The 18,212-nt window shown below is 69.7% G+C and carries 12 protein-coding genes; 9 read left to right on the top strand and 3 right to left on the bottom strand.

Annotation, left to right across the window (positions count from 1 at the left end):
* Positions 1 to 21: 21 nt before the first annotated feature.
* Together ABZ452_RS26945 and ABZ452_RS26940 are read right to left on the bottom strand one after the other, a co-directional pair.
* Entirely contained in the window at positions 22 to 5,295 is a 5,274-nt protein-coding gene (locus ABZ452_RS26945; RefSeq protein WP_357948419.1) for a PxKF domain-containing protein, read from the bottom strand.
* 291 nt (positions 5,296 to 5,586) lie between these two features.
* Entirely contained in the window at positions 5,587 to 6,618 is a 1,032-nt protein-coding gene (locus ABZ452_RS26940) for a LacI family DNA-binding transcriptional regulator (protein WP_357948416.1), read from the bottom strand.
* A gap of 318 nt (positions 6,619 to 6,936) precedes the next feature.
* Between ABZ452_RS26940 and ABZ452_RS26935 the strand changes: the two genes are divergently transcribed.
* The 9 genes from ABZ452_RS26935 to ABZ452_RS26895 all read left to right on the top strand — a co-directional run bounded on the left by ABZ452_RS26935 (position 6,937) and on the right by ABZ452_RS26895 (position 17,297).
* The gene (locus tag ABZ452_RS26935) at positions 6,937 to 8,235 is read left to right on the top strand and encodes a sugar ABC transporter substrate-binding protein (protein WP_357948414.1); all 1,299 of its coding nucleotides are present in this window, start codon (positions 6,937 to 6,939) and stop codon (positions 8,233 to 8,235) included.
* Between the two features lie 221 nt (positions 8,236 to 8,456).
* Positions 8,457 to 9,263 (top strand): sugar ABC transporter permease, encoded by an 807-nt coding sequence (locus ABZ452_RS26930; RefSeq protein WP_357948412.1) that lies wholly within the window; start codon positions 8,457 to 8,459, stop codon positions 9,261 to 9,263.
* A 7-nt stretch (positions 9,264 to 9,270) separates the two neighbouring features.
* Positions 9,271 to 10,239 (top strand): carbohydrate ABC transporter permease, encoded by a 969-nt coding sequence (locus ABZ452_RS26925; protein ID WP_357948409.1) that lies wholly within the window; start codon positions 9,271 to 9,273, stop codon positions 10,237 to 10,239.
* Positions 10,240 to 10,247: 8 nt separating this feature from the next.
* On the top strand, positions 10,248 to 12,248 hold the full coding sequence (locus ABZ452_RS26920; protein WP_357948407.1) for a beta-L-arabinofuranosidase domain-containing protein: 2,001 nt from the start codon (positions 10,248 to 10,250) through the stop codon (positions 12,246 to 12,248).
* Positions 12,245 to 13,909 carry a ribulokinase gene (gene araB / locus ABZ452_RS26915; RefSeq protein WP_357948404.1) on the top strand — a complete coding sequence of 555 codons (1,665 nt, stop codon included), beginning with the start codon at positions 12,245 to 12,247 and terminating at the stop codon, positions 13,907 to 13,909. The genes ABZ452_RS26920 and araB overlap by 4 nt, the downstream gene beginning before the upstream one ends.
* Complete coding sequence (locus ABZ452_RS26910; RefSeq protein WP_357948402.1) at positions 13,906 to 14,604, top strand: L-ribulose-5-phosphate 4-epimerase; 699 nt, start codon at positions 13,906 to 13,908, stop codon at positions 14,602 to 14,604. Before araB ends, ABZ452_RS26910 begins: the two co-directional genes overlap by 4 nt.
* Entirely contained in the window at positions 14,601 to 16,100 is a 1,500-nt protein-coding gene (gene araA / locus ABZ452_RS26905) for an L-arabinose isomerase (RefSeq protein WP_357948400.1), read from the top strand. The genes ABZ452_RS26910 and araA overlap by 4 nt, the downstream gene beginning before the upstream one ends.
* Positions 16,101 to 16,133: 33 nt before the next feature.
* Positions 16,134 to 16,415: a cytochrome c oxidase assembly protein gene (locus tag ABZ452_RS26900; protein ID WP_357948547.1), complete on the top strand. Its 282-nt coding sequence runs from the start codon at positions 16,134 to 16,136 to the stop codon at positions 16,413 to 16,415.
* A gap of 144 nt (positions 16,416 to 16,559) precedes the next feature.
* Positions 16,560 to 17,297 (top strand): hypothetical protein, encoded by a 738-nt coding sequence (locus ABZ452_RS26895; RefSeq protein WP_357948398.1) that lies wholly within the window; start codon positions 16,560 to 16,562, stop codon positions 17,295 to 17,297.
* 414 nt (positions 17,298 to 17,711) lie between these two features.
* Here ABZ452_RS26895 and ABZ452_RS26890 read toward each other — a convergent pair whose 3' ends face one another.
* The gene (locus ABZ452_RS26890) at positions 17,712 to 18,197 is read right to left on the bottom strand and encodes a hypothetical protein (protein ID WP_357948395.1); all 486 of its coding nucleotides are present in this window, start codon (positions 18,195 to 18,197) and stop codon (positions 17,712 to 17,714) included.
* Positions 18,198 to 18,212: the final 15 nt, after the last annotated feature.

The raw sequence follows: 18,212 nt of genomic DNA, 5'->3' as shown, positions 1-18,212 counted from the left end.
CTCCGGTGCGTTCGTCGGCGGTTACCGGAGCTTGAACAGTGCGGTCAGGCTTGACCCGTCACGTGTCGTGGCGCTGAGTGTGTAGCAGGCGCCGGGTGTGGCGGGGGTCTTCCAGTTGTAGACGAACTGGCCGGCGGTCGGGTCGTATCTCAACGAGGTGGCACCGGCGGCGAGCACCTCGATCTCGTCGGCCTGTGCGCCGGTGGCGCACGTGACCTGCTTGGCGTTCATCGTGACGAGCGCGGGGTCGGTCAGCTCGGTGGTGCCCGAGAAGGCCTCGAACTTCATGGGCACGGTGCTGCCGCCCTTGACCGTGTTGTACACCCCGCCCATGTCGACCGGGCTGGAGAAGCCCTTCAGCGTCCAGGGCAGCACGGTGTACGACTGGACGGCGGTGCCCACGTTGCCCGCGGCGTCGGTCGCCGTGGCAAGGAGGATGTGCGTGCCGACGTCGGTGCGGTAGCCGCTGACGACGCATCCCGCCGGACCGGAGAGGGCGTCGCTCGCCGTGCACGTGGGGGCGGGCGGCACCGAGCCGAAGTACACCTCGCCGATCGCCGAGGAGAACGTCACCGTCGGGGCGGTGGTGTCGACCTTGGCCGTGGACTCCTTCGGCTCCTCGACGTTGCCGCTGGTGTCGGTCGAGCGGAACTCCACCCGGGTGGCGCCGTCCCGGTCGACCGTGACGGGCGTACCCGGGTAGGCCGTCCACTGACCGCCGTCGAGCCGGTACTGGGTGCTGGCGACGGCGAACGCGTCCTGCGCCTGGAGGGTGAAGGACGGGGCCGTCGTGTACCACCCGTTGTCGCCGTTCGGCTCCGCCGGTGACCAGGTCAGGGTCGTCGTCGGGGCCACCGTGTCCGTGCCCACCGTGAGGGTCAGCGTGGTCCGCGTGGTGCCGGCCTCGCTGACGTAGTCGGGCAGGATCAGGTCACCGAGGACGGTGTGGCGGCCGGGGGTCCTGACGATGGTCTCGTCGAAGTTCCAGTCGACGCCGATCGCCTGGTTGTCCCGGGAGCCGTCGTTGTACGAGACCGCCACCTTGTCGGGGAGGTAGGGCAGCTCGCCGACCTCCAGGGTCTGTTCGAACGTCTCGGCGCCCTGGATCGAGATGCCGCCCTGGGACATCTCGGGCCGTACGTAGACGCGGGCCTCGGCGATCAGGCCGTAGGCGTCGTTCGTGCCGTAGACCACGAACGGATCGACGTTGGGTTCCGCGACCATCTCGGGCGTGATCTCCTGCCAGGTGAACCCGACCTTCCCGCGGGCGCCGCCGGCGTAGACCGCGTCGAGCTCCCTCGGCAGGGTGGGCACCTGGCCCACGCCGGTCCGCATCAGCACCGGCGAACGCACCGAGTCGACCGTCTCGCCGTTGGCGCGCCAGCGCAGCACGCCGGTGCCCGCGCCGGCACCCATGACGCCCCAGATGCGGATGCGCAACCGGGTCGTCGTGATCGGTGCGAAGTCGAAGTGGTTGTAGGCGTTGACGGCCACCCCGCCCGCGTACGTCGAGCCCTTGGTGAGGGTGACGGGCGTCCAGGTGGTGCCGTCCGAGGAGGTCTCGACGGCGTAGGTCGTGGCGGTCGGTCGGCGGGTACCGCCGTTGTCGTCGTACCAGTAGATGTCGGTGGACGACAGCCGCACCGGCGAGGTCCAGCTGTACTGGATCCAGGCCTCCCGCGCGACGCTGGTGCCGTTCTGCGTCTGGCCCCAGTTGCCCCAGCCGTTGCCGGTGCCCGGGTTGGAGTTGCTCGGGTTGCTGGCCTCGTTGACGCGCTGGTGGTTCTCCCAGGACGCGGTGCCGCTGGTGGTGACCGTCGCCGAGGAGCCGAATTCGGCGGCGACCGCCCGCTTGGTGAGGGTCACCGCCACGGTTGCCTCCGACCGCTTGTCGCCGTCGTTGGCGACGAATCGGAACACGTAGTCACCGGCGACCGTGCCGGTCACCCGGGTCGCCAGCGCCTTCGGGTCGGCGAAGATCACGCCCGCGCCCTGGGGCGCCGAGACGGTCTCCCAGCCGAAGCTGAGCTCGCTGTCGTAGGGGATGCCGTCGTCGGAGGCCGTACCGACCAGGCGCGTGGACAGGTTGCCGTCCGAGGAGCCGTCACGCGTGGCGGTGACGACGGGCGCCTGGTTGGCGACGGGAGGCACCTCGCGGCCGGAGTCGAACACCTGGATCTCGGCGATCGCGGTGTAGAAGGTCGGGCTGTTCGTGAAGGCGATGCGCACCTTGTTCGACGTCACGGTCCTGAAGAGCGCCTCGTTGAACTTGGCTGCCGGCACCGTCGGGTTCTTGAACTGGTTCGGCACCTCCTTCCATCCCCCGCTGCCGTCGGGCACCTGGACCCACCAGCGCGCGGGCTCGTGGTAGCCCCCGGCCTGACGGTCGCTGACGAAGGTCACCTTCACGTTGTCGAACGCCTTGGCCGAGCCCAGATCGAGTTCGACGTAGCCGTTCTTCTCGGTGGTTCCGTAGTTGCCCCAGTAGGGCTCGTTGGCGGTGGCACCGTCGGTCACGGCGGCCAGCGACACCGGCCGCTCGGTCTCCGCGATGGCGCCGGGGGTGTAGTTCATCGTGGTGGTGCTCCAGCCGGGCGTGTGGAACTGGCGCCACGGCGTCGGCCGTGCGCCCTGCTGGGTGTACGACGAGTGCGGGGTGGCGCCCGTCGCGAGGTTCGGCGCGTCCTCGGTGAGGTCGATGCCGGCCGTCTTGAGGTAGCCGACGACGCGGTCGTCCTTGATGGCGGTGTCCACCGCGCTCGGGAAGGTGGTCCCGGCCGTCGCGGTGAAGGTGACGGTCAAGCCGTCCTCGGCCTGGACGTTGTTGGTGTTCGGGTCGTAGGTGAGCTTGCCGAGCTTGTCGGTGCTGACCTTCTTCTCGCCGTCCAGGAACAGGGTGTAGCCGGCGCCCAGACCGTACCTGCTGCCGTCGGGGTCCCAGACGATCGTGACGTCGTGCCCGTGGTAGCGCAGGTTGTTGGCCATGAAGTGGTCGTAGCCGAAGGCGATCGGCCACAGCTCGATCTTGTCGTCGGAGCGCGGCTGGAGGCCCGCCATGTCCTCGACGAAGATGTAGTTCATGTTCCCGAGCATCACGTGGTTCGGGTTGTTGCGGTTGTAGGTCTTCGCGGTCGGGTTCCAGTTGGAGTAGTACTCGGCCTGGTTCGGCGCGCGCAGGTCCGCGTTCGGGTAGATGCTCCAGGCCATCCAGTCCAGCAGCCGCTTGGCGTACGCCGGGGTGACGTACTTCTGCTCCGGGTCGTAGTGGCGCAGCGCCGAGCGGACGCCGCGGTACTGCACGGTGAAGTTGATGTTGGAGAAGTTGTTCGAACCGCCGATCCCGTAGGCGGCACGGTCGTACTGGTTGGCGGTGTAGAACGGGAAGATCGGGAAGTTGTCGCCGTAGGTCAGGAACCGGAATCCGTCGACGTAGTTCTGCCACTGGTCGAACGGGATGAGGTCCTCGGCGTAGACGTCGTAGAGGTTCGACTCCTTGGCCGGGATCAGGGCACGGGCCGACGCGGGCAGCGGGTTGGCCCTGCCGTTGGAGCTGGCCGCGCTGGTCGCGCCGTAGGACGTGCGGGCCAGGAACATCCGCATGTCGGGGCTCCACAGCTGGCTGAGGATCGCGTCCCGGGTGCCGTCGGCGGCGGTGGCTAGCTCGTCGACCTTGGCCTGGCCGGCGCCGGCGATCTGGTAGAGCTGCCGGGCGGCGTCGAGCGCGCCCCACACGTATGCCGACTCGGGGCGTTCGATCGTGCGTGCGCCGGGGGCGCCGGCACTGGCCTTCGGGAACCCGAACGAGATGGCGTCGGCGTCGTTGCCCGGCATGAAGTTGGTGTCGTAGGCGATGAGCTTGTTCTTGTTGCCGTCGTAGTGCTCGAGCTGGCCGACCCCGTCGCCCTCGAAGTAGCGGGCGAACCTGCCGGCGATCTCCTTGCCCCCGCCGTGCACGTTGTAGGCCTCAAGGCCGGCCGTGCCGATGTACTGCGAGTAGTGGTTGTTCCAGCTGGTGTGACCGGGGCTGTCGAGGAACGCCGAGGAACCGGACAGCTCGCCGATGTTGAGGATCTGGCCGTACGGCAGGTAGGGCGTCCGCAGCCACTTGGTGTCCTGCAGGTGCATCGGCTGGGTCAGCGCGATCGCGTTCTGGTAGAGGTTCGACCCCTCGACGGTGGTGGGGTACTGGTAGGCGTAGCCGGGTGCGTTGGCGTCGAGGGTGTTGTAGCGCTCGCCCCACCAGCGGTAGACGATGGCCTTCTCCAGGGCGGGGTCGGGGACGTCGATGTAGGGGATGTCCTCGGCCCAACGGCGGTTGAACCCGGTGATGCCGGTGCGCACGGCCTGGGCCGGCGGCATCGCGGCGTACTCCTGGTAGCTCTCGACCGTGCCGGGCAGCGTGGCCGAGGAGACGGCGCCGACGACCGACAGCGCCACCGAGCCGCCGGCGGGCACGGTGATCTGGCGGTCGAGGTTGGCGCCGCTGCGGGTGAAGCCGGCGCCGGTGAGGTCGATCGTGACGGTGTTCCACGGCGTGTCGATGAGGCCGTTGTTGGCGCCACTGGTGATGGTGCGGGTGCCGGTCAGTTCGGCCGCGCCGTCTCCGGCCTGGGTGGCCAGTGGCGAGGCGGCCCGGACCGTGAACGTCGCCGCCGAGCCACCGGGGTTGGTGAAGTCGATGGCCGTGACCGCGACGTTGTCGTAGGTGATGAACTTCGTCAGATCGGCGGTGACTCCCGTGGCGCCGATCGTGTAGCGGCCCTTGGCGTGGCTGGGCGCGTTGAACCGGTTCGCGCTGACCTCGGTGACGGTCTGCCCGGGCACGGTGACCGTGTACAGGTTGCCGAGGTTGTTCGGGCCGCCGACGTAGGTGCTGCCGGCGAAGCCCATGGTGGTGAAGTTGTTGTTGCTCGCGCCGCGCAGGTACAGCGAGCGGCCCCTGGTCATCAGCACCGCCGGCCCGAGGGTGCCCCGCACGCCCAGCACGCGGTCGAGGTAGTAGTCGGTGCCGCCGGCCGCGAGGTCCTTGTCGAAGATGGACTGGTGCATGCTCTTCGCGGTGAACGGCACGCCGGGCGCGAGCTGCGCGGCAACGTCGCCCACGTTGGTGTAGGCCGGGTCCCCGATCTCCATGACGTGGTTCTGCCCGTTGGTGTAGAGCCCGACGTCGCCCTCGTTGCCCGGCAGGATCGGGGTGTCGGCGTGCGCCGCGGACGGCAGGCCGACCACCCCTCCCAGCACCAGCGCGGCCACGGCCGACCAGACGGGCAGTCTCCTTCTGCATCTACTGATCATGCTCAATCTCCTTGGTGGCGGTGCGGTCCCGCGGGAGATGTCACCGGCCAGCCGCCGGTGGGGTCGGAAGCTGACGTGCGTCATCTCCGGCTGGTTGGCGTGACCCCGGTCACTAGCGCCCACCCTGACCTACGAAAACCTTTTCGGCAAGATGTCAGGCCAGGTCAATTCGTGCCTGCCGGCCGAACCGCCGACGAACGACGTCCGAAAGGGTTTGCGGTGGGCCGGTGGGTACCCACCGAGGGCACCCGAGCCGGTCGGGCGACCCAGCCGAACGGGTGAAGGCTCAGCTCACCGCCGGGCCACCGTGGAGCCACGGATGACCAGGCGGGGCGCCTGGGTGTGCACGCCCCTGCCCAGCTCCTCGCCGTCCAGGGCGGCGAACACCCGCTGCGCCGCGGACCGGCCGAGCAATTGCAGATTGGGGTCGATGCTCGTCAGCTCCGGCCGGGAGTTGGTGACCATCTCGTCCCAGTTGTCGAACCCGATGACGGCGATGTCGCCCGGAACCTTCCGCCCCTGGTCACGCGCGGTGTCCAACGCTCCCCTGGCGATCTGGTCCGAGCCGCACAGGACGGCGTCGATGTCCGGGTACCGCTCGAGCAGCACCGCGGTCGCGTCCCGACCCCAGCGCTCGGACCACTCCGAGTACATCACCTCGCCGACCAGTTCCAGCCCGGCGGCGTCGAGCGCCGCCCGGGCGCCGGTGACCCGGTCCTGCGCGGCCGCGTAGGAGGGGTCACCGGTCACGTGCGCGATGCGGCTCCGCCCGCAGCTGATCAGGTGCTCGACCGCGAGTCTCCCCGCCGCCACGTTGTCGGGGACGAGCGACAGGTCCTCCGGATCGTCGGACGGCGCGTAGACGTACACGACGGGGACGGGAAGGTCGTGACCGACGGAGGGGCGCGAGTCGGTCCGGCTCCCCACCACGATGAGACCGTCGACCCGCCGGCTCAGCAGCGCCTTGAGCTGGTGCTGCTCGCGGATCGTGTCCCCGCGCGCGTCACACAGGAAGACGTTCACGCGGCCCGCGCCGAACGCGTCCTCGGCGCCCATGAGGATCGGGAGGACGAACCGGCCCTGGAGGTCGCTGGTGAGCAGACCGACGGTTCCGGTGCGGCCCACCAGCAACCCCTGCGCGAGCGTGTTGGGCACGAAGGACAGTTGCTCGGCCGCCTGGAGCACGCGCGCCCGGGTGCGTGCGGCAACCTGACTGCGCCCGTTGAGGGCCTTCGACGCCGTGGCCACCGAGACGCCGGCCAGCCGGGCCACCTCCGTCAGGGTCACCGCCTTGCTCCCGCCGACCTGGTCCCTGCCCGCCATGCGCACCCCTCCATCGTTCCGGCCCACGGTTCGCCAACGGGCCGAGCCTGCGTCAGCCGCCGCACCAAGTGCTTGACGACGGTGACGTCGGCCACTACTTTACACGCAACGAAAAGGGTTTCGGTCTTTTCACAGCGACACCTCAGTCACCGCCTGTCCCGCGATCCTCCCACCACCACGGGGACCCGGACGCATTCCTGGGCCACGACCCGTACCGGCGTCGACCTGTCAGCGACAAAAGCACACGGCAAGGCTCTCACCACACCACCACCGGGGCCGTGCAGCGGCTCCCGCTCATCGATGGGCAGAGGAGTAGCGATGAAGATATTCCACCGGCGGGACGGTCTCCGCGCCGTCCTGGCAGCCGGCCTCAGTGCGGCGGTCCTCGCGCTGGCCGCGTGTGGCGGCGGGAGCGACGGGTCGCCGGGGGCAGCGGTCAGCGTCGGCCCGGACGGCACCGACGACGGCAGCCAGCTCACGCTCTGGACGCGAGCACCCCTGGAGAAGCAGGCCAAGCTTCTGGTCGAGGCCTACAACAAGAGCCACAAGAACCAGGTCACCCTCACCGTCGTCCCCAACGACGACTACGTCGCCAAGGTGGGGGCCGCAGCCGGGTCGAAGGGCCTGCCGGACCTGTTCGCCGCCGACATCGTCTACGTGCCGAACTGGGTGAAGCAGGGCCTGTTCCGCGACATCAGCGCCAACGTCGACGGGCTGAGCTTCAAGGACTCGATCAACAAGGGACACCTCGGCGCCGGCACCGTCGACGGCAAGGAACACGTCCTGCCGTTCGTGCTGGACCTGTCGATGCTCTTCTGGAACAAGGCGCTGTTCACCGAAGCCGGGCTCGACCCGGAGAAGGCGCCCTCAACCCTGGAGGAGTACGCCGCCGCCGCCAAGAAGATCCAGGCCCTGGGCAAGAAGGACGTGTACGGCACCGCGACCGGACTCAACTGCGGCGGGTGTCTCGTCTTCACCTGGTTCCCCAGCATCTGGGCCGCCGGCGGCCAGGTGATGAACGCCGACGGCACGCAGGCGAACTACACCAGCGACCAGAGCAAGAAGATCTTCGACACCTGGCGCGACCTCTGGAAGTCCGGCGCCGTTCTGCCCTCGTCGAAGGACGAGACCGGCGCCACCTGGACCGCGGGATTCACCGAGGGCAAGGTGGGCCTGATGTTCTACCCGGCCACGCTGCTGTCGTCGACCAAGTTCGACGTCGGCGTCGCCGGCATCCCGGGACCCGGCGGCGGGGCGTCCACGTTCGTCGGCGGTGACGGCCTCGGCATCTCCAAGGACTCCAAGAAGGCCGCACAGGCCTGGAACTTCCTCAACTGGATGATGTCGGAGGAGGCCCAGGTCGAGGTCCTGGCCAAGGACAACGACGTGGTCTCCCGCGGCGACCTGGCCAGCAACAAGTACGCCGTCAAGGACCCGCGGCTGGTGACCATCAACGAGGTGGCCGGCAAGGGGCAGACGCCCGTCGCGCTGAACTTCCAGCAGGCGTACAACGCCGCGAACAGCCCGTGGCTCAGCCTCGTCCGCGACGCCGTCCTCGGCGAGGGAACCAAGCTGCAGTCGAACAACGAGCAGATCACCTCGGTGCTGTCCCAGTAGTCCACCGCCCTGGTGCCGGACTCGGTCGTCGAGCGACCGGGTCCGGCAGCGGGTGACCCACTCCCCCGCGCTGCGCACGTCTACTGGAGGGCCGTGCCGTGAATATGTCCTTGATGTCCGGCCGAGCCAGACGCTCCCGCCGACGCTCGAACGCGGCATCACCCGCGCGCCGCGGTGAGGCGGTCAAGGGGTGGCTCTACGTCTCGCCCACCGCGGTGTTCGTGGCGATCCTGTTCATCCTGCCGCTGCTGCTGGTGGTCAAGATGTCGCTCTCGCGCTGGCCGCTGCTCAGCGGCGACCAGGGCGTCAACGCCCCGGACAACTACCGCAAGGTTCTCGACAACCGCTTCTTCGCCGACTCGGTCGTCTTCACGGTCAAGTACACGATCGTGGCCACCGTCCTGCTCATCGGTCTCGGCCTGGGACTGGCCCTGCTGGTGCAGGAATCCACCCGGTGGAAGGGCCTGCTGCGGGCGTCGTTCCTCATCCCCAGCGCGCTCGGGCTCGCCTCGGCGTCCCTGCTGTTCTACGTGCTGTACTCGCCGATCGCCGGTCCCGCCGCGGATCTCATGAACAAGCTCGGCTGGACGTTTCTCGGCAGCCCCAACGCTGCCCTGTTCTCCACGGTGTTCCTCATCGTCTGGCGCTTCGCCGGCTTCTACATGCTCCTCATGCTTGTCGGCCTGCAGGGCATCCCCGGCGAGATCTTCGAGGCGGCGCGGATCGACGGCGCGTCCCGCTGGCAGACCTTCCGCCGGATCACCCTTCCGCTGCTGCGGCCGACGCTGGCGCTGACCACGATCATGTGCGTCACCGGCTCCCTGCTGGCCTTCGAGCAGTTCTACATCCTCACCAAGGGCGGCCCGGACAACAGCACCATCACCGTCGTCCAACTCATCTACACGATGGCCTTCCAGGGCCAGAACGACCTGGGCGTGGCCGCCGCGCTGTCGGTCATCGCCCTCATCGCCCTGGTCGTCATCAACGCCGTGCAGCTACGGGCCTTCCACAACCCGGACGGGAAGTGAGAGCGACATGAGCACCCACGCACCGACGCCGGCCGGCGCTCATGCCGCAACGGACCCGGGTACGCGCCGGCCCGACCGTTCCCCGGCCCGCGGTGCCACCGCCGTCACGACGGCGACCCGGCGTCGCCGCCCCGAGCGCCGTCCTCGCACGACAAGCATCGGTGGCCTGGTCCTCCGTACGCCGTACTGGATCTTCACCGGGGGCCTGGCCGTCATCTTCCTGTTCCCGCTGGCCTGGACGGCGATCGCCTCCGTGTCGCCGCACGCCGGCACCAACCAGACCGACGGGTGGGGCTTGGGCAACTACCGCACGCTGACCCACTATCAGGCCGGCATCTGGCAGTACCTCGCCAACTCGGCCTTCGTCTCCCTGACCACGGTCTTCCTCACCCTGGCGATCTCCCTGCTGGGCGGGTACGCGTTCGCCCGGTTCAACTTCCCCGGCAAGAACCTCCTGTTCCTGACCACCCTGGCGATCCTCATGGTCCCCTACGCGACCATGCTGATCCCGCTCTACGTCCTGCTGAACCAGCTCAGCCTGCAGAACTCGCTCATCGGCGTAGCCCTGGTCCTGACGATGTTCCAGCTGCCGTTCTCCACCTTCATGATGCGGATCTCGTTCGAGGCCATCCCCCGCGAGCTGGACGAGGCGGCCCTCGTCGACGGCTGCTCCTCCTGGGCCGCGCTGTGGCGGGTGCTGCTGCCGGCGGTCAAGCCCGGTCTGATCACCGTGGGCCTCTTCGCCTTCCTGACGGCGTGGAACGACTTCATGGCCCCGCTGATTCTGATCAACGACTCGAACAAGTTCACGCTCCCGCTGGCCGTGTCCAACCTGCGCGTCCAGGTCCAGGGAGTCATCGACTACGGCGCCACGGAGGCCGGGGTCGTGGTGCTGGCCCTCCCCTGCATCGTCCTGTTCCTCCTCCTGCAACGCCACTACGTCCGCGGCTTCATGTCCGGCGCCTTCAAAGGATGAACCCCACGATGACGATCACAGATCCCACGACCGGCCGCCGTCGGACCGGGTTCGTCCCCGCCGCCCCCAGGGCCGGACGGCTGCGCCCGCTCGGCCTGGACGAGGTCCGCATCACCGGGGGTTTCTGGGCCGAGCGCCAGGCGGTCAACGGCGAGCGCACCCTGGCGCACATCGGTCACTGGCTCGAGCGGGAGGGCTGGATCAGCAACTTCGAGCTCGCCGCCGCCGGCTCCCTGCCCGACGGCCGGCGCGGGCGCGAGTTCGCCGACTCGGAGATCTACAAGTACCTCGAGGCACTGGCCTGGGAGATCGGGCGTACCGGTGACGGCACGCTGGAGGCCGCCTTCCGGGACGTGGTCGGCCGGATCGCCCCGGCGCAGGAACCCGACGGGTACCTCAACACCAACTTCGGGCGGCCCGGACAGGCACCACGGTGGTCCGACCTCGAGTGGGGCCACGAGCTGTACTGCCTCGGGCACCTGTTCCAGGCCGCGGTAGCCCGAGCCCGCACGCGACCGGACGCCGGCGACGACCTGCTGGCCATCGCCTGCCGCGCCGCCAACCTGGTCTGCGAGGTCTTCGGCGACGACGGCATCCGGAGCGTGTGCGGACACGCCGAGATCGAGGTCGGGCTCGCGGAGCTGGCGCGCGTCACCGGAGAGCAGCGCTACCTGCGGCAGGCCGAGCTGTTCATCGCCCGCCGCGGCACCGGCACGCTGCGCCCCATCGAATGGGGCCAGCAGTACTTCCAGGACGACATCCCGGTGCGCCAGGCCGAGGTGCTGCGCGGGCACGCCGTCCGGGCCAACTACCTGGCGGCCGGCGCGGTCGACGTCGCCGTCGACACCGGCGACGACGAGCTTCTCTCCGCCCTGGCCACCCAGTGGGACAACACGGTGGCCCGGCGTACCTACCTCACCGGCGGCCAGGGCTCCCACCATCAGGACGAAGCCTTCGGTGACGACTGGGTGCTCCCACCCGACCGGGCCTACTCGGAGACCTGCGCGAGCATCGCCTCGATCATGTTCAGCTGGCGCCTGCTGTTGGCCTGCGGCGAAACGCGCCACGGCGACCTCATCGAGCGGACGCTCTACAACGTGGTCGCCACGTCCCCCTCGGCGTCCGGGACCGCGTTCTACTACGCCAACACCCTGCACCAGCGCAGTCCCGGGGCCGTACCGGACCCGGACACCGTCTCACTGCGCGCCGAATCCTCCCTCCGGGCGCCCTGGTTCTCGGTCTCCTGCTGCCCGCCCAACGTCGCGCGCACGCTCGCCAGCCTCGACGCGCTGGTCGCCACCGCGGACGCACAGGGCATCCAGATCCACCAGTTCGCCAGCTGCAGCATCCGGACCCGGCTGGACAACGGGGAACTCGTCGCCCTCGACGTGCAGACCGACTACCCCCGTTCGGGGTCCGTTCGCCTCACCGCCACCCGGGACGCCGCTGCCCCGTGGGCCCTCTCGATCCGGGTGCCGCAGTGGGCCGGTGGGGCCCGGCTCACGGTGACCACGGCAGCCGGTGAGGTCAGCACCACGGACGCCGACCCCGGGTGGGTCACCGCGCGTCGGTCCTTCCACACCGGGGACGTGGTCGAGCTGGTCCTGCCGATGCGACCGCGCCTGACCCACCCCGATCCCCGCATCGACGCGGTGCGCGGCCAGGTCGCCGTCGAACGGGGGCCGGAGGTCTACTGCCTCGAATCCATCGACCTGGACGTCGTCAGCAACGGGACCGTCACCGACGTCGCCGACGTCCGGATCGACGCCGGAGCCCGCCTCGACGACCACGACGGCCGACCACGGGTACGTCTCGTGGCGGCGACGGAACCCGGGCCCGATCTCCCCTGGCCCTACGCCGGGCACTCGCTGGAGCCGGTGCCCACGAGGGCGTTCGACGTCCCGCTGATCCCGTACCACGACTGGGCCGAGCGGGGACCGTCCACCATGCGCGTGTGGCTGCCCGTCGCCGCGCAACCGAACCCCGGCCCGGGCTCGGAGGAGTCATGACAGCACCTATCGAGACCTGCACGGTGGGCGTGGACTTCGGGACGCTGTCCGGCCGCGCGGTGGTGGTGCGCGTGTCCGACGGTGCGGAGCTGGGCTCGGCGGTGTGCGAGTACCCGCACGGCGTGGTGGACACGGTGCTGCCGGGCACGGGTGACAAGCTGCCGCCGGAGTGGGCGCTGCAGGTGCCGGCCGACTACCTGCACGTGCTGCGGACCGCGGTCCCGCAGGCGGTGCGCGCCGCGGGCGTGGACCCGGCCGACGTCATCGGGATCGCGACGGACTTCACGGCGTGCACGATGGTCCCGACCTTCGCGGACGGGACCCCGTTGTGCGAGACGGCGGAGTTCGCCGCGAACCCGCACGCGTACGTCAAGCTGTGGCGGCACCACGCGGCGCAGGGCCAGGCCGACCGGATCAACGCCCTCGCCGCCGAGCGCGGGGAGCCGTGGCTGGCCCGGTACGGCGGTTTCATCTCCTCCGAGTGGGAGTTCGCCAAGGGCCTTCAGATCCTCGAGGAAGCCCCCGAGGTGTACCGCGCGCTGGACCGGTTCGCCGAAGCCGCGGACTGGATCGTGTGGCAGCTGTGCGGCCGGTACGTCCGCAACGCGTGCACGGCCGGCTACAAGGGGATCTACCAGGACGGGTCGTACCCGTCCCGCGAGTTCCTCGCCGCGCTCAATCCGGACTTCGCCGGGTTCGTCGCGGAGAAGATCGCCCAGCCGATCGGCCAGCTCGGCAAGGCGGCCGGTCGGCTGACCGCCGAGGCCGCGGCGTGGACGGGGCTGACGGAGGGCATCGCGGTGGCGGTGGGCAACGTCGACGCCCACGTCTCCGCTCCCGCCGCGCAGGCGGTGGAGCCGGGCCAGATGGTCGCGATCATGGGCACCTCGACGTGCCACGTGATGAGCGGCGCCGTGCTGCGCGAGATCCCGGGCATGTGCGGTGTCGTGGACGGCGGGATCGTCCCCGGCCTGTGGGGCTACGAGGCCGGTCAGTCGGGTGTCGGCGACATCTTCGGGTGGTTCGTCCGGACCGGCGTGCCGCCGGAGTACCACGCCGCGGCCCGGGAGCAGGGCATCTCGGTACACGAGCACCTCACCAACCTCGCCGCGAAGCAGGCGATCGGCGAGCACGGGCTCATGGCCCTCGACTGGCACAGCGGCAACCGGTCGGTACTCGTCGACCACGAACTCTCCGGCCTCGTCGTCGGCCAGACCCTCGCCACCCGCCCCGAGGACACCTACCGGGCGCTCCTGGAGGCCACGGCATTCGGCGCCCGCACCATCGTCGAGGCGTTCCGCGACGCGGGCGTACCCGTGGCGGAGTTCATCGTCGCCGGCGGCCTGCTCAGGAACCCGTTGCTGATGCAGATCTACGCCGACGTGCTCGGCATGCCCCTGTCGGTGGTGACCTCCGACCAGGGCCCGGCGCTCGGGTCGGCGATCCACGCCGCGGTCGCCGCGGGCGCGTACCCCGACATCCGCCACGCGGCGGCCGCCATGGGCGGCCGCGAGGTGGGTGCCTACCGGCCGGTGGCCGAGAATTCGGCCGCCTACGACGAGCTCTACGCCGAGTACCGCGCGCTGCACGACCACTTCGGCCGGGGCGGCACCGACGTCATGCGGCGGCTCAAGGCGATCCGCAGGAGGGCCCTCCGGTGACCACCACCACGACCGCGGCGGTGCGGCACGCCATCGAGGTGCTGCGCGAGGAGCTGGTCCGGCTGCACGCCGAGCTGACCCGCAACGAGCTGGTGATCTGGACCGCGGGCAACGTCTCGGCCCGGGTGCCGGACGCCGACCTGATGGTGATCAAGCCGTCGGGTGTCTCCTACGACGAACTGTCGGCCGAGATGATGGTCGTCACCGACCTCCAGGGACGTCTGGTGCACGGCGAGCACCAACCGTCATCCGACACCGCGGCGCACGCCTACGTCTACCGGCACCTGCCCGAGGTGGGCGGCGTGGTGCACACCCACTCGACCTACGCCACCGCGTGGTGCGCGCGGCGGGAGCCCATCCCGTGCGTGCTCACCATGGTTGCCGACGAGTTCGGCGGTGACGTACCGGTCGGGCCGTTCGCGCTCATCGGCGACGACTCGATCGGCCGCGGAATCGTCGAGACCCTCCGCCACAGCCGCTCGCGGGCCGTGCTCATGGGCGGACACGGCCCGTTCACCATCGGCGCGACTCCGCGCGACGCGGTGAAGGCGGCCGTGCTGCTCGAGGACGTCGCCCGCACCGTCCACATCGCCCAGCAGCTCGGCGTCACGCCGCGACTCGCCCCCGCCGCGATCGACAGTCTCTACGACCGCTATCAGAACGTCTACGGACAGAAGGGAAACGCCGTCCCATGAGCGCGCGCCCCCAGATCTGGTTCCTCACCGGCAGTCAGGGCCTCTACGGCGAGGAGGTCCTCGCCCAGGTCGCCCAGCAGTCGAAGGTGATCTCCGACGCCCTCGCGGCCAGCGGGGAGATCGTCGCCGACGTCGTCGCCAAGCCGGTGCTCACCGACGCCGACGCGATCCGCCGGGTCCTGCTCGACGCCAGCAGCGACGACGCGTGCGCCGGCATCATCGCCTGGATGCACACCTTCTCCCCCGCGAAAATGTGGATCTCGGGTCTGGAGCGCCTGCAGAAGCCGCTGCTGCACCTGCACACCCAGGCGAACCGCGACCTGCCGTGGCGCACGATCGACATGGACTTCATGAACCTGAACCAGGCCGCACACGGCGACCGCGAGTTCGGCTACATCCAGTCCCGCCTCGGTGTCGTGCGAAAGACCGTGGCCGGCCACGTCTCCGATCCCGACACCGTTGCCGCCGTCGCGGTCTGGGCCCGCGCGGCCGTCGGGCTCGCCGAGGTGCGCGGCCTCCGGCTGGTGCGTTTCGGCGACAACATGCGGGGCGTCGCGGTCACCGAGGGCGACAAGGTCGAGGCCGAGCGCCGCTTCGGCGTCTCGGTCAACACCCACGGCGTCAACGACCTCGTCGCCGTCGTCGACGCCGTCACCGACTCCCACGTCGACACCCTCGTCAAGGAGTACGACGAGCTGTACGACGTCAGCCCCGAGCTGCGGGCCGGTGGGGAGCGGCACGAGTCGCTGCGCTACGGCGCCCGGATCGAGCTGGCCCTGCGGCAGTTCCTCACCGAGGGCCGCTACGGGGCGTTCACCACCAACTTCGAGGACCTCGGCGGCCTGCGCCAGCTGCCCGGCCTGGCCGTTCAACGGCTGATGGCCGACGGCTACGGCTTCGGCGGTGAGGGCGACTGGAAAACCTCCGTCCTGCTGCGCACCCTGAAGATGATGGCCGACGGCCTTCCCGGCGGCACCTCCTTCATGGAGGACTACACCTACCACCTGGAGCCCGGCCGTCAGCTCGTGCTCGGCGCGCACATGCTCGAGGTCTGCCCGTCCATCGCCGCCACCCGGCCCCGCCTCGAAATCCACCCGCTCGGTATCGGCGGCCGCGAGGACCCCGTACGGCTCGTGTTCGACGCCGCCCCTCGTGAAGGCTTCGTCGTCGGCATGGCCGACATGGGCGACCGCTTCCGCCTCGTGGGCAACGCGATCGACCTCGTCCGGCCGCTCGAGGCACTCCCCGCGCTCCCCGTCGCCCGAGCGGTCTGGGCGCCCCGTCCGGACCTGCGCACCTCGACCACCTCCTGGCTCACCGCCGGAGGCCCTCACCACACCGTGCTCTCCACCGCGCTGAGCCGCGAGCACCTGGAGGACTTCGCCGAGATGGCGGGCGTCGAGCTCGCCTACATCGACGAGACCACCACAACGCGCGGCTTCGCCCGGGAGTTGAGGTGGAACAACGCCTACCACCGGCTCGCGCAGGGTCTCTGACCCTGGCGGTGAAGAGACGCCCTTGCGTCGTCCCTGCTGGACGACCAGAAGCTCGGCGCCGGCATCGCCTGGGCCTCCGGCGAGATCCCCGCCGCCGTCGTCATGATCCTCCTCGTCCGCCGATGGATCCACGCCGACCGGCGGAAGCAACGCCGCCTCGACCGCACTGCCGACCGCGTCGAGGCCACCGGCGAGGACGACGGCCTGGCCCGCTACAACGCCTTTCTCGCCGCAGCCGGCGAGCAGGACAGCGCAGACCGCAGCCCTGCTGCTGCCGAGCCAGTCCGAAGGGCGGATGTACGGGGGCCCGGATAGGAACGGCCCCTCGGCAGTACCGGCCAGGAACCGAACTCCGCCGCCCGATGCGCCGGCCTGGCTCGCCTGCCGGCATGGGGGTGGCCGATGACAGTCTGGTCATCTGCGAGCCGCAGCAGGGTCACGGTGGTCAGAATCGCAGCTATGGACCGACCTGAGCGCCTGTCCGCCGTACTGCTGGCCGGGCTGACCGTTCTGCTGGGTGGGCTCACGCCGGGCGTCGCTCAGGCACACATCGGCGGCCAGCCGATCCCGGATGCCGCTTACTACCGAGCCGAGCTGCATGCCGTAACGCCGGCCCGGCCGGACATCCAGGTGCGGGTCGATCCTGGCGGCGAGTGGATCGAGCTGACGAACAACGGTCCGGACGAGTTGATCGTTCTCGGCTACACGCGGGAGCCGTACCTGCGCATCACCGCCACGGCCGTGCAGGAGAACGAACTCTCCCAGACGACGTACCTGAACCGCAGCCTGTTCGCCGACAGCGTGCCCACCGGACAGGACGGGGGCACGCTGGCTCCGGCCTGGAAGACGACCAGCACGAGCGGCACCAAGCGTTGGCACGACCACCGCATCCATTGGATGGGCCAGGCCCGGCCGCCGGTGGTCGCCGCAGACCCCCGCCATCCCCATCCGATCGGTGACTGGACGGTGCACGCAACGGTCGCCGGTCAGCCGCTGGTGATCACGGGTGACCTGCGCTGGCTGGGAAAGCCGGGCGCGGCGGACGGCAGCCCGGCGCTGCCGTCCTGGCTGCTGTGGCTGATCGAGGGAACGCTGCTACTCGTGCTCCTGCTCGTGGTCCTGCTGATCTACCAACGCCGACGACCTCCACCTGCCGCAGAACAGGCCGCCGAGCACGCGGCCCGGATCACCGTGTGATCTCGCGGCTCCGCGGCGGTTCACGCCAGTACCGGACGCGTTGCTCGACGATCCATGGAACCTCCTCGGTAGGTTCCCCAGATCTGACCGTGCAGAGCTTACGCACTTCGATCGGTTGGATGAACGTCGATGGATGCCTCGGTGTGCGACATCGTATCGACGATCATCTCCTCCATGCATGGTGGCATGTGTGACCCTGGCGCAATGATGACCAGTCCCGCCCCGGGTACGCCGCAGAGCTCACCCACCTCGCTCGACTCGTCTCGGACACCGGTGCGGACGTTGTCACCCGGCAGGAGAAGGCCCTCGGACAGCGGTGGAGGACCTCCGGGCAGCCCTGACAGGCGGCGGACGGAGTTGTCGCACAATGTTCACGTTGACCGCGGGGTGGACGGACCGGCTGCCCGGCTGACGTCACCGGGTGCGGTTATCGCCCGCGGCATCCGCACCCGGGCCGCACCTCAGGCGGCGGTAACCTCGAGCAGCAGCGCCTGCTCGAGGTGCAGCGCGGCTACGCCGCAGGTCCTGCTCGCCGGGCCCAATATCGGAGTATCGAACGAGGCTCACGGTGAGGGAGAGCCCGGGGCTGCGGAACACCTGTCCCTCGGGGTACACGTCGAGCTCGTGCGGGTCCCGTCCATAGTTGAAGCGCGGTTCGCAGGCGACCCGGAACTGCATCGTGCCTCGGACGACGCGCAGCATCCGCACCACGCGCTGGCGGTCGGTGGCCTGGTCCCCCGCGACCGGCATGAAATCCACGAGTTCACCGACGCCGTCCGTGCTGAGAAATCTGGTGATCAGGATGGGTCCACGCAGAACGGCCCAGATCGTCTCGGCGTTATCACATTCACCCTCTAACGGGTGAAGCTCTTGTTCCGGCTCGTACCTCTCAAAGCCCACTTCTCAGCGTGTGCG

The organism is Micromonospora sp. NPDC005707, from assembly GCF_040631005.1.
Lineage (GTDB): Bacteria > Actinomycetota > Actinomycetes > Mycobacteriales > Micromonosporaceae > Micromonospora.
Note: the sequence above shows the minus strand (reverse complement) of the source record. Positions and strands in the feature narration are given on the sequence as shown.